The 12310-nt window shown below is 67.1% G+C and carries 13 protein-coding genes; 7 read left to right on the top strand and 6 right to left on the bottom strand.

The window, feature by feature from the left end:
- From D1643_RS07680 to D1643_RS07660, 5 genes are all read right to left on the bottom strand, one after another.
- Positions 1 to 646: IS3 family transposase (locus tag D1643_RS07680; protein WP_160710065.1), on the bottom strand; the 646-nt coding region annotated here is incomplete at its 3' end.
- A gap of 218 nt (positions 647 to 864) precedes the next feature.
- Positions 865 to 1236, bottom strand: a complete 372-nt coding sequence (locus D1643_RS07675; RefSeq protein WP_370520317.1) for a transposase — start codon at positions 1234 to 1236, stop codon at positions 865 to 867.
- Between the two features lie 213 nt (positions 1237 to 1449).
- The gene (locus tag D1643_RS07670; protein ID WP_160710063.1) at positions 1450 to 2280 is read right to left on the bottom strand and encodes a sugar nucleotide-binding protein; all 831 of its coding nucleotides are present in this window, start codon (positions 2278 to 2280) and stop codon (positions 1450 to 1452) included.
- A 46-nt stretch (positions 2281 to 2326) separates the two neighbouring features.
- Entirely contained in the window at positions 2327 to 4444 is a 2118-nt protein-coding gene (locus D1643_RS07665; protein ID WP_160710062.1) for a TRAP transporter fused permease subunit, read from the bottom strand.
- 173 nt (positions 4445 to 4617) lie between these two features.
- Positions 4618 to 5631 carry a TAXI family TRAP transporter solute-binding subunit gene (locus tag D1643_RS07660; RefSeq protein ID WP_160710061.1) on the bottom strand — a complete coding sequence of 338 codons (1014 nt, stop codon included), beginning with the start codon at positions 5629 to 5631 and terminating at the stop codon, positions 4618 to 4620.
- 203 nt (positions 5632 to 5834) lie between these two features.
- Between D1643_RS07660 and D1643_RS07655 the strand changes: the two genes are divergently transcribed.
- The 7 genes from D1643_RS07655 (at position 5835) to D1643_RS07625 (ending at position 11705) form a co-directional block, all read left to right on the top strand.
- Positions 5835 to 6752, top strand: a complete 918-nt coding sequence (locus tag D1643_RS07655; RefSeq protein ID WP_160710060.1) for a LysR family transcriptional regulator — start codon at positions 5835 to 5837, stop codon at positions 6750 to 6752.
- 113 nt (positions 6753 to 6865) lie between these two features.
- Entirely contained in the window at positions 6866 to 7300 is a 435-nt protein-coding gene (locus D1643_RS07650) for a universal stress protein (protein WP_160710059.1), read from the top strand.
- Positions 7301 to 7313: 13 nt separating this feature from the next.
- Positions 7314 to 8495, top strand: coding sequence for a pyridoxal phosphate-dependent aminotransferase (locus D1643_RS07645; protein ID WP_370520316.1), 1182 nt, complete (start codon positions 7314 to 7316; stop codon positions 8493 to 8495).
- 880 nt (positions 8496 to 9375) lie between these two features.
- Complete coding sequence (locus D1643_RS07640; protein WP_160710058.1) at positions 9376 to 9993, top strand: MarR family winged helix-turn-helix transcriptional regulator; 618 nt, start codon at positions 9376 to 9378, stop codon at positions 9991 to 9993.
- Between the two features lie 140 nt (positions 9994 to 10133).
- Entirely contained in the window at positions 10134 to 10370 is a 237-nt protein-coding gene (locus tag D1643_RS07635) for an antitoxin (RefSeq protein ID WP_160710057.1), read from the top strand.
- An 11-nt stretch (positions 10371 to 10381) separates the two neighbouring features.
- On the top strand, positions 10382 to 10795 hold the full coding sequence (locus tag D1643_RS07630) for a type II toxin-antitoxin system VapC family toxin (protein ID WP_160710056.1): 414 nt from the start codon (positions 10382 to 10384) through the stop codon (positions 10793 to 10795).
- 220 nt (positions 10796 to 11015) lie between these two features.
- Entirely contained in the window at positions 11016 to 11705 is a 690-nt protein-coding gene (locus tag D1643_RS07625) for a hypothetical protein (RefSeq protein ID WP_160710055.1), read from the top strand.
- 103 nt (positions 11706 to 11808) lie between these two features.
- Here the strand turns inward: D1643_RS07625 and D1643_RS07620 are convergent.
- On the bottom strand, positions 11809 to 12310 hold a 502-nt coding region (locus D1643_RS07620), incomplete at its 5' end, for a helix-turn-helix transcriptional regulator (RefSeq protein WP_160710054.1).

Raw genomic sequence — 12310 nt, 5'->3', positions numbered from 1 at the left:
ATCCTAAGGTCTGATGGCATAAAGAAGCCTCCCATTTCTCGTGTCCAAGAAATGGGAGGCAGTACACTGCACCGGGGTCATTCCTTTTTAGGCGTACCTGATAGCGTTTCGTGTTCCAATAGACGATATGGGCGTCGAGCTGTTCTTTGAACTGCTCGAAGGATTCGAAGAGGCGACCGCGGTAGAACTCGTCCTTCATATGTCCGAAGAATCCTTCCATAGAGGCGTTGTCGAGGCAGGTTGCCTTCCACGACATGCTCTGTGTCGGCCCCAAATTCCTAAGGCGCTTCTGGTACGAGAGCTGCTGATACTGCCATCCTTGATCGGAGTGCAAGAGGGCTGGACCTGAGAGCACGTGCTCGAGCTCATCCAACATCTCTGTCACCTGGGCCATGTTGGGGCTCTGTGACACCGACCGCGCTACGATCTTGTTGTTGTGCAGGTTCATCACGGGGGATAGATACGTCTTGGCACCCGCCACCTTGAACTCGGTGATGTCGGTAACGAGCTTCTCCATGGGTCCGCTGGCTGCAAAGTCGCGATCCAGGATGTTCTTCGCGACTTTGCCTTGCTCTCCTCTATAGGAGTTGTAGCGTTTTCGTCGTATGCGACAGGAAGGCCCTTCCTCTCGCATGAGCTTCAGCACGGTCTTGCCGGCTTATAGCCAATCCCCTTTCGGCTCTGAGTGCCATGGCGACCTGGCAATACCCCATGCCGTTGGGAGTGCGGGAGAATACTTCATGCACCAAGGGGCGCACGTCTGCCACCTATTGATCCGAGGGTTTCTCCCTCCCGCATCTCGGTAATAGGTGCTCTTGGGAAGCTCAAGCTTGTCGAGCACGAGCTTGAGGGGGTATTCATGCCTTAGCATATCTGCCGCTTCCGCTCGATCTCTTCCGCTAGGACATTGAATCGTTTTAAGATCTCGTTCTCCAATTCCGGTTCGCGCACCCGGGCTTCGAGCTCCTCTTCGCGAGAAGAGAAGGTCAACGCGACCTTCTTCGGGCGTCCCTTCCGCTTGGGAAGCAACGCATCTGGGCCTCCTTCGCGATAGAGCCTGCACCAGGTATCGATCTGGGTCCTTGATCTGAGACCGTAGGCCTTCATAGCCTCTGGCTTGCTCATTCTTCCCTCTACTACGGCCTTGGCTGCTTCGACTTTGAGCGCATGAGGATAGGTTCTATACTTGGTACGAACAGAGCCTCCTTTCCAAGAGCCCTGTAAGTATAGAGCCACTTTATGACGGTGGCCTGTGGGATCCCCGGCAACCTGCCTGCGGCCTTATTGGCAAAGCCCATTTCGAAGAAGCGTACTGTCTCGGCCCTGACGTCCATTCCCTATTTCATTGCATCACCCCTTAAAAGCAAGTGGGACTGGAAACTTTTGTTTCCAGTCCCACTATCAGGGCCTAGTTCAACGGGCCCTCCTTTTTTTGCGTCCTCGAATCCGCTACAGCGTGCCCATGTAGCGGGCGAGCTCGTCGTCCCAGGCGGGGATGTCCACGCCTGACATCTCCAGCAGCAGGCTCTCGAGCACCAGGTGCTCGGCCGTGCGCGGATCCTCCTCGGCCACCAAGACGGCGGCGGGATCGTAGCCGGCCAGCTCGAGGATCTTGGCCGCGAACCCGTAACGGCTGGTCGATCCGGTGTTGGCCACGTGGAAGGTGCCCGTGAGGTGCTTGTCCAGCGCCGCCACCAGGAACTTGCAGTAGAAGTCCACGCTGGTGGGGGAGGCCACCTGGTCGGTGCGCGCCGCGTAGGTGCGCCCGGCCTCCGCTGCGTCCAGGATGTCACGGAACCGGCCGCTCTGGGCGTGGTAGAGCCACGACGAGCGCACGATGAGGTGGTCGTCGGTGGTGTTGCGCACCATCATCTCGCCGGCGCGCTTGGACTTGCCGTAGGGGGTGGTGGGGTGCGGGTTGTCGAACTCGTTGACCGGCTCGGGCACCACGGCGGCGTACACGTCGTCGCTGGACACCTGCACCATGAGGGCGCCGATGGCGTTGGCCGCCAGGGCCACGTTGCGGGCGCCAAGCGCGTTCACCTCGTAGGCCTTGATGCGCGTGCCCAGCGTGGTGGCGTCGCGGCGGATGCCGGCGCAGTTCACGATGGCGGCGGGCATGACCTCCTGCGCGAACCGCTCGAGGTTCTCCGAGTCGCTGACGGAGAGCTCCGCGTCGGTGCCTACCACGCGCTTGCCGGCGGCCTCCAGATGGGCGCACACCTCGCCGCCGAGGAACCCCTTCGCGCCCGTGACCCAGATGATGTCCTGCTTCTCCATATGATCCTCCAACCAATCCGGCGGGCCCGTCTCAGGCGCCGGGCGCCTAGCGGGCCGCCTCCATGTCGTTCGCGTCGTCCTCGAGCGCGGGTACCGCGGCCTCAACCGGGGTGGCGTCGCCCTTGGCGCGCCGCCCGAGCAGCCACTGGAACAGGCAGATGGCGAACACGACGGCGAATCCGACGACGTCGGACAGGCTGCCCGGAATCATCATGGACAGGCCGCCGGCCACCAGAGCCACGCGCAGCACGGGGTTGACCTTGCTCTTGAACAGGAACCCGTTGAGGGCCACGGCCACGCCGAACAGGCCCACGAGCGCCGTCGTCATGTTGAGGGCCACGGTGGCCGTGGTCACGTCTCCCTGAAGCAGCAGGCTCGGGTTCATGGCGAAGATGTAGGGCACGATGAACGCCGCGATGGCCAGCTTGGACGCGTTGACGGCCGTGGCCATGGGCTTGGCCTTGGCGATGGCCGCCGCCGCGTAGGCCGCGAGTGCCACCGGAGGCGTGATGTCGGCCACGATGCCAAAGTAGAACACGAAGAAGTGGGCGCAGATGGGGTTGATGCCGAGCGCCATGAGGATGGGCGCGCAGGTGGAGGCCATGATGCAGTAGTTGGCCGTGGTGGGCACGCCCATGCCGAGCACGATGCAGCAGAGCATGGTGAACACGAGCCCGATGATGAGGAAGTCGCCCGCCGCCATGACGATGACGTTGATGATGGTGGACGCGAGGCCCGTCACCGTGATGCAGCCGGCGATGAGGCCGGCCATCGCGCAGGCCACGGCCACGGAGATGACGTTCTTGGCGCCCGCCGCGAAGGCGTCGATGGTGGTGAACAGCGCCATCTTGCACGTCTCGCCGAAGACCGACCCGAAGCTAGCGCCCTCGGCGCGCTCGCGCCAGTTGGTCAGCAGGAAGTTGATGAACCCGATGACGAAGGCGCCCGCGATGGAGATGGCGGCCGACACGGCCATGGTGCGCGCGCCCGAGGCCACCAACCACACGAGCAGGACGAGCGGGATGATGAGGTAGCAGTTCTGCAGCAGGTACTTGAACGTGGGCAGCTCATGGCGTGGGATGCCCTTGAGCCCGAGCTTCTTGGCCTCCAGGTGCACCGAGATGAAGATGCCGGCGAAGTAGAGGAAGGCGGGGATGATGGCCATGACGGCCACCTCGAGGTAGGGGATGCCGATGTACTCGGCCATGAGGAAGGCCGCCGCGCCCATGATAGGGGGCATGATCTGGCCGCCGGTGGACGACGCGGCCTCCACGGCGCCGGCGAAGGGCGGGCGGTAGCCGGTCTTCTTCATCATGGGGATGGTGACCGAGCCGGTGGTGACGGTGTTGCCCACCGATGAGCCCGACACCATGCCGCACAGGGCCGACGCGATGACGGCCACCTTGGCCGCCCCGCCGCTCGACCAGCCGGCGATGCGGTTGGCCAGCGCGATGAAGAAGTTCGCGATGCCGGTGCGCTCGAGGAACGCGCCGAAGATGATGAACAGCACGATGTAGGTGTAGCACACGTTGATGGGCGTGCCGATGACGCCGCTCGTGGTGTAGAACAGCTTCTGCACGATCTTGCGCAGGGCGTCGTAGACGGCCACGTTGTTGCCGGTGGTCAGCTGCCAGTAGAACGCGTAGGCCACCAGGCACGCCACCACCACGATGATGGGGATGCCCACGCAGCGGCGGCACAGCTCCGCCAGCACGAGGATGCCCACCACGCCGAGCGCCACGTGGAGCGGCTGGATGCGCGCGCCCATGAGCAGGATGTCGGTGCAGTTGAGCGCGAAGTACATGAACGCCCCGAACCCGGCCAGCATGAGCACCAGGTCGTACCAGGGAATGTGGTTGACCTTGTGCCCCGTCTTGCGCGCCGGGAACATGAGGTAGCCGATGACCACGATGAACGCCAGGAAGCGCGCCAGGCGCGCCTCGGCCTGCTCGACGGAGAGCAGCGTCATGGCCATGCAGTAGACGGAGAAGGCCACGAGGATGACCGTGAAGGCGATCTTCGGCACGCCCTCCCAGATGCGCGTGTTGGACTCGCGGTCGTACTTGCGCATGACCTCCTCGGCGTCTATCTCCGCGCCGTCGGGGGAGGCGGCCAGAAGCTCGGCCTCCGTCTTGGTCTTCCCCTTCTTCTTGAACAGTGCCATGGGCTCCTCCTTCTCTTCCCTGGCCGAAACGATTTGGGTGAGCAAATCGCTTAGGTAAGGGAAGGATACGGCCAAGGGTCGCGCCGGCGGTGCGTCGGCGCGACCCTTGGTTGGTCTTGCGATGGTGCGTCAGCCGGCGTGGGCTCGCGCCCCCCGGCCTGGTTAGGCGGCAGCTACTTGCCGACCGTGATCTCCTGCTCCTCGAAGTACTTGGCGGCACCCGGGTGGTAGGGGACCGACGTGATGCCGGCGGCGTCCTCGATCACCAGCTCCTTGTACTTCGCGTGGGCGTCGGCGTTGCTCTCGGCGCCCTCGAAGAGGGACTTGGTGAAGTTGTAGATGGCGTCCTCGGAGACCGAGTTGTTGGCGATGACGACCGCGCCCACGGACACCGTGGTGGTCGGGCCCTCGAGGCCGTAGGTGTCAGCCGGGATGACGGCCTTGCTGTAGTAGGGCGAGATGGCCATGAGCTCATCGACGTGCGCATCATCCATGGAGACCAGGTAGGCGGTCTTGGTGGTGGACAGGTCGGTGATGGCGGTGGTGGGGGCGCCGGCCACGATGAAGGCGGCGTCGATCTTGTTGTCCTTCAGGGAGTCGGCCGAGTCGGCGAAGCTCTGGTAGACGGGGTTGATGTCGTCGAGCGTCAGGTCGTACACGCCGAGCACGTCGAGGGCGTTGAAGTACACGCCAGAGCCGGCGGCGCCGACGGAGACGGTCTTGCCGGCCAGGTCAGCGACGGTCTTGATGGACGGGTCGCAGGTGACGATCTGCACCTGCTCCTGATACAGGTCGGCCACGATGGAGAAGTCCTTGTAGGGCGCGCCCTCGAACAGGTTGGTGCCGTCATAGGCGTAGGCCAGCACGTCGGACTGGCAGAACGCGATGTCAGCGTCGCCGTCCTCGAGGGCCTGGATGTTGGCCTGGGAGCCGTTGCCGGCCAGGGCGGACACGTTCACGCCGTAGTCGCCGTTGGTGGCGAACTGGCCGAGCACGTTGCCGTAGGCGTAGTAGGTGCCGGACTCGCCGCCGGTGACGAAGCGCAGGTTCTCCGTCTGGGTCTTGGGGGCGTCGGCCTTGGCGTCGGTCTTGGAATCGGTCTTGGCGTCGCCGCCGCCGCAGCCGAAGAGCCCGAACGCCAGCAGCGCGGCGCAGGCCGCCGCTGCCAGAATCTTCGTTTTCTTCATGTTCCCTCCTCATAGGGCTCGTTGTCAGAACGCTGTCCATCCTACGCCTCTTGAGCACAATTCCCGCTGCCTTTGACAAGTATTTTCGGTCAAGTCACAAAAAAATATGGTAGATATGACGGGAAGCGAGGTTTGGGCCGCCGCCCCGCGGCGGCTGGCGCCGTGCGGGAGAGCGCATGCGGCGGAGGGGGAGAGGAGCGGCCGTGGCCGTCGAGTCGTTGGACTGGTTCGTGCAGCTGGCGGAGAGCGGCACCTTCACCCGCGCCTCGGAGGAGCTGCAGGTGTCCCAGCAGACCCTGAGCTCGCGGCTGGCGGCGCTTGAGCGCGAGCTGGACACGCGCCTGGTAGTGCGCAGCAACCCGCTGGCCCTCACGCGGTCGGGCGAGACCTTCCTCGCCTACGCCATCGAGCAGCGCGATGCCCGCATCCGCATGCTGCGGCAGCTGGGAGAGACGAGCATCGGCGGCGCCGGCGTGCTGAAGGTGGGCGTGTCCAACGTGCGCGGCCGCCTGCTGCTGCCCAACATCCTGCGTCAGTTCCACGAGAGCCTGCCCAACGTGGCGGTGAAGGTGATAGAGGGCGCGAACGAGGAGCTCGTGCGCCTGGCGGAGGCCCACGAGGCCGATGTGGTGATCGCCCGGTTCGATGGCGCTGCGGGAGACGTGGAGGTGCACCCCCTCTATGAGGAGGAGGTGGTGCTGGTGGCGACGCCTGCGGTGCTCGGCGCCGCCTTGGGCGTAGCGCCAGAGGAGGCTGCGGCCCGCGCGCCCGAGCTGGGCCTGGAGGCCCTGGGGGCCTGCCCGTTTCTGCTTGAGCCCGTTGATGACATATCCGGGCGCATCGCCCATGCCGAGCTGCGCCGCGCCGGCATCCGCCCCCGGGCGCTCGTGGAGGGCAACGACATGATCACCCTGCTGCACTTGGCCCACGACGGGCTGGGCGCCGCCTTCTGCCCCACCCTCGTGCTGGAGGAGATGCCCCAGGTGGCGGACGGGCTCGTGCGCGTGGGGCTCTCTCCTGCCGCGCGCTACCGCATCTCGCTCGGCACGCCGGCCGGCATCGGCCCGTGGAGCGCGCGCTCCGTCTTCGAGGACATCGCCGGCGCGCTGTACGGGGCCTAGGCTGCCCGCGGCCTCGGCCGCAGGCCGTCTTTCGGGGACCGGCGCGGCCCGTTGGCGTTATCCTGTTGCTAGCCGCCTCGCGGGCGGCGAAAAGACGGATAACGGAGGATCCCATGAGCACCTACCAACGCATCTTCGCCGCCCTGGACGGCACCGACGCGCAGAACGCCGTCATCAGGCGAGCCGTGGCCCTGGCCCGGGCCAACGGCGCCGCGCTCTACTTCGCCCACGTGGTGGACTCGCTGCCAGCCGACGCCAACGGAGCCGACTACCAGGCCCTGGCCGCCGGCGTGCGCGAGGCCATGGAGGAGAACCTGGCCCCGATGCTCGAGGAGCTCGCGAACGACCCGCGCGTGCCGTCCTGTGAGTTCAAGGTGGGCGTGGGCCGCGTGGTCGATGTGCTCGAGGAGCACGTGGGGGAATGGGAGCCCGATCTCGTGGTCTGCGGCGAGCGCGGGTACTCCGACATCAAGTACGCCTTCGTCGGCAGCGTGTCGAAGCACCTCATCCGCACCTGCCGCTGCGACGTCCTCGTGGTCAAGGAATAAGGGGGAGGAACCGGTGATCAACCAAGCAATGTACGCCCTGGGTGACGAGCCCAGCGCCATCCGCGAGCTGTTCGCCTACGGGATGGCCCGCAAGGCTGAGGTGGGGGCCGAGAACGTCTTCGACTACTCCATCGGCAACCCGAGCGTGCCCGCGCCCGAGCGCGTGCGCGAGACCATCCTCGCGCTGATGGAGGAGGATCCGGTGGCCCTGCACGGCTACACGCCCGCCGCGGGCGACCCGGCCGTGAAGCAGGTCATCGCCGACTACCTCGCCGAGCGCTACGGCGTGCCGGCCACGCCGGGCAACCTGTACCTGACCGCCGGCGCGGCGGCGGGGCTCGCCATCTCCATCAGCGCCCTCACGGTGCCCGGCGATGAGGTCATCGTCATCAGCCCCTACTTCCCCGAGTACAAGACGTGGATCGACATGGCCGGCTGCACCATCGTGGAGGTGCCGGCCAGCGTGCCGAGCTTCCAGGTGGACGCCGAGGCCGTGGCCGCCGCCATCACGCCGCGCACGAGCGCCGTCATCATCAACTCACCCAACAACCCGGTGGGCGCCGTGTACACGCGCGAGACCCTGGAGGCCCTGGCCGCGGTGCTCGTCGCCAAGGAAGAGGAGCTGGGCCGCCCGATCTACCTCATCAGCGACGAGCCCTACCGCGAGATCACCTACGGCGCGGAGGTTCCCTACGTGCCGTGCCTGTACCCGCGCACCGTCGTGTGCTACTCCTACAGCAAGGCGCTCTCGCTGCCGGGCGAGCGCATCGGCTATATCTACGTGTCCGACCTCATGCCCGACGCGGCCGAGGTGTCGTGCGCCGTGGCCGGCGCCGGACGTGCGCTCGGCTACATCTGCGCGCCCGTGCTGCTGCAGCGCGTCATCGCCGCCTGCGTGGCCGAGCCCTCTGACGTGGCGGCCTACGCCGAGAACCGCCGCATCCTCACCGAGGGGCTTTCCGCGCTCGGCTACGAGTACGTGGAGCCGGACGGCGCGTTCTACCTGTGGATGAAGGCGCTCGAGGATGACGCGCAGGCGTTCTCCGACCGCGCGAAGGAGTTCGAGCTGCTGCTCGTGCCCTCCGACAGCTTTGGCGTGGGCGGCTGGGTGCGCCTGAGCTACTGCATCGCCCGCGAGACCATCGAGCGCTCGATGCCCGCCTTCGCGAAGCTGATGGAGAGCTACCGGGGGTAGTCGGCTGGGGCGAGCGGCTCCCGTTGCCGATGCCTGTGCGAGGCGTCCGCCGAGAGGGCGGGCGCCTCGCTTGCGTTCGGGGGGGGGCTAGGTGCGGCGGATGTGGGAGGGCGGGCGGGGGCGGCCGCCGCCTGGCGACGCGGGCGGTCGCGGTTTCTGGCCAATTTCGCCACGGTTTACGCAGCCAAAGCCCGTGATTTCGCGTAAATCATGGCGAAATTGGCCATTTCCGGTGCCAAGCACCCGTCATCGAGCGTAAAGCGCAGCGAAATTGGCCAGAAAAGGCCAAGCCCTCGACGACGGAGCTCTCCGCGCATCCGCCTGCCTTTCCGCCACGATTGCGTTCGGCGTCTCTTCTCCGACTCTGGGGGGGCTTACGCTTCGCCGCCCTCGTACCTGGGACGCGGGGCGAGGCTGGTCAGCCGGCCTCGGCCGCCAAGCCCTCCGCGCCGATTGCCCTCTGCCTTGAGAAAACGCGCTGGACTTGCGTTGGCCAGGATCTCTTGCGCGCACCCTCCTGGTGCGCCGGTGCGCTCGCTGCCGGGCCGTCCCGCGCGCTGCCGGAGCATCCCGCGCTCCGCCCGGCTTCGCTCCGCCCGGCTTCGCTCCGCTCGCCGCCGCTCGGCCCTCGCGCGCCGCTTCGTCTTGGCCCCTTTGCCGTTCGGGGGGCATGACGGGGGCCTCCCGCGCGTGGCCGCTTGCCCCCCGGCGTCCTGATGTGCACGGGCCGTTCCCTCGCTGCCGTACGTGGCGCGAGTGTGGTGGCCTGGTCACCGTTTGGTTAACGCGGGCGGATCGTGGGAAGCGGTGCGCGTCCCTCCTTCCTATAGTGGGATTCATCGCGCCTCGTGCGCGCCGCTATTGGGAAAGAAGGAATGCCATGACTGAGTCATCGAAGGCCCTCAAGAGTCTGAAGACCGCTGCCAACTATGCCAAGCTGGCCATGCACGACCTGGGGCCGCGCAGCTATAAGAAGGGCCAGGGCGCCCTGCTCAAGGTTATCGAGAAGTTCGGCGAGGACGGCTCGATCGACAAGAAGCGGCTCGAGCGCCTGCTCGGCTGGAGGGGCGACGAGGTGCGTCGCGTTGCCGAGAAGGCCGAGGAGAACGGCTACGTCGCCATTGACGACGGGGGCTTTGAGTTCGCCGTGTCGCTCACCGCTAAGGGCGCGGAGGTGCTGAGGAAGCGCTTCGCGGTGGAGAACCACGCAGCCGATGCCGTGTTGGCTGGCTTGACGCCTGACGAGGTGGACCAGCTCGTGGCTCTGGCCGACAAGATCAGCGCCACCTGCAAGGACGACCTGGGCATCGACTACGCGCGCATCGAGAAGCGGAGTTGTCGCCACGGCCGCGGCCATAAGGCCGATGCCGGCCATCGCGGTCGACGCTGCGCCTGCAAGGGCCACGGCCATGACGCACCGCAGTACGTCTTCGTCTTCGGCGACGACGGTCGTCACGGCCGCGGCCATGGCAAGGGCAAGAAGCACGGCTGCTGCTAGCTGCCGGCGCGTCCCTCGTGGGCGACATGAGACCCGCGCAAAAGCGCCCGCCCTCCCGGCGGGCGTTTTTTCTTGCGTACAGGATATGAGAGAAGTATACTTGCAAATATACTTGTATCCCAAAAAGAAGGGAGAGGGTCATGCCCCAGCTTTCGCTCTACCTGAACGAGTCCGCCATGGACGGCCTGCGCGCAAGCGCCCGGAAAGCCAACCGATCACTCTCCCGCTACGTGGCCGACCTGGTGACGGAGAAGCAGCAGGGCCGCGGATGGCCCGCCGGGTACTGGGAGGATGTCTACGGGGCCCTGGCCGACGACAGCTTCGTCGCCCCGGCTGAGCTGGACGCGGCGCACGACGGCCCGCTGCCGCAGTTCTAGGAGGTGCGGCGGTGTACTTTCTCGACTCCGACGTGTGCATCAACCTGCTGCGGGGACGCCTGCCCCTGGCCCGCCAGCTGATGCGCCAGAGCGACCCGCGCCTGTTCGGCATCCCCGCCGTGGTGGAGGCCGAGCTGCGCACGGGCGCCCGCAAGAGCGTCCGCGCGCAGGAGAACCAGCTGCTCCTCGAGCGGTTCCTCGATCCGTTCGCCCGCATCCCCTTCGACGCCGACTGCGCCGTGGCCTACGGGCGCATCCGAGCCCAGCTCGAGGCGGAGGGGCGCGTCATCGGGCCCAACGACCTGCTCGTAGCCGCCACGGCCGTGGCCCGCGGCGCCACGCTGGTCACGGGCAACGTCCGCGAGTTCAAGCGCGTCCCCGGGCTTGACCTGGAGTCATGGGACGAGGGCGAGCTGCCCGACTGAGGGTGGGTCGCGGCGCTGCGGATGGGCGCGTGCGCCTCGTGCGGCGCTCAGGCGTTCGCGCCGGCGGGGCGGAGCGAGCCGCGATAGGGCATCAGCCCCTTTGGGCTTACATAAGGTGCTATGCTGAGAGTTGCCGGGAAAGCAACCGGCAATCGCAGTCAGTCTTGAGGGGACCGAGGCGCGGCTTCGGTCCTTTTCTTCGATGGGAGGAGACCCCGCCATGAGACAGCTTTCCGACGACATCGTGATAACCGAGGGCAACGCCGCGTTCCAGACGGTGATGGGGGCCCTGGACGCCGAGGCGCCGGTGCGCCTGGTGGTGTGCGGGCCGGCTGGCTCGGGCAAGACCACGGTGCTGCAGGCGCGGGGCCGCGAGCGCGACCTGCTCGCCGAGCGCAAGGCGCTCTACGCCCACGCGCAGGAGATCCTGGCCGCCATCGACCTGGAGATCAACGAGTCGCTGCTGGAGAGCGTGGCCGAGGTTGACCTGCTGTGCCTGGACGGGCTGGATACGCTTGTGGCCGAGGGGCCGCGCGGTTGCCAGACGGCGCAGCTGCTCGTCGACGAGCGCAACCGCCGCGGGCTCTCCACGGTGATCGCCTTCGACGGCGCGCCGGCCGACCTCGACCGAGCGGCCTTTGGCGCGGCGTTGGACGACTTCGAGGTGGCAGAGGTGCTCCCGCTCGATGCCGCCGGCCTGGCGGAGTTCGGCCGTCGCATGGCTGAGCGCTTCGGCGCCGAGGAGGGGGCGGCCGTGCTCTCTGACGAGGCGCTGGCCTACCTGGCCGCCGACTTCGCCGGCAGCGCGGACGAGATGCGCAACGCCGTGCGCTTCCTCCTGACCGCCCGCGGCTTCGAGGCCGGCCATGTGGTGACCGCCGCTGACGCCCGCGAGGCGCTGGCGGGCTAGGGCGCGCTGCGCGAGGCGTGGAGTTGCGTATCCGATTTCGCGGGTTGTCCGAGGCGCGCGGTCCTGTATCGGGGCCGCGCGCCTCTGGTTTCGCCCGCCCTTGTTAGGCGTCGTAGCTCTCCAGGTAGTCGAGGATGTCCTGACGCGAGTGCATGCCCGTCTTCGCGTAGATGCGCTTGATGTGGGTGTGGGCGGTGCCTGGCGAGATGAACAGCTCCTCGGCCACCCGCTTCTGGGTGTAGCCGAGCGCGTAGAGGGTGAGCACCTCGATCTCGCGCTCGGAGAGCATGAAGCGCCGGCCCATCGCCTCGACGCTGGTGGCGAGCGTCGGCTGGCGGGTAGCGAGGGGAGCGTCGGCCTCGTCGAGGCCCATGAGGCGGCTGAGCTGGGGCGACGACCGCCGTGGTGCCGGGCGTGCGGCTGCGGCGCGCGAGCTCGCGGTCGTCGTCGGCGTGGCGGCGCCGAAGGGGGAGGGCGGCGCGTCGTCGCGTTCCATGGCGGCCAGGATGCTCGCGCGTATCTCGTCGGCGGAGGGGCCGGCCGGCGGCTCGTCGCCGGGCGTTGGGGCCGTAGCGGGCGCCGGCGCGCCTGCGGCCGAGGTCGGG

It is taken from the genome of Enterorhabdus sp. P55, from assembly GCF_009911695.1.
GTDB lineage: Bacteria > Actinomycetota > Coriobacteriia > Coriobacteriales > Eggerthellaceae > Enterorhabdus.
The sequence above is the reverse complement of the archived record's forward strand: the minus strand, read 5'-3'. Positions and strand labels throughout refer to the sequence as shown.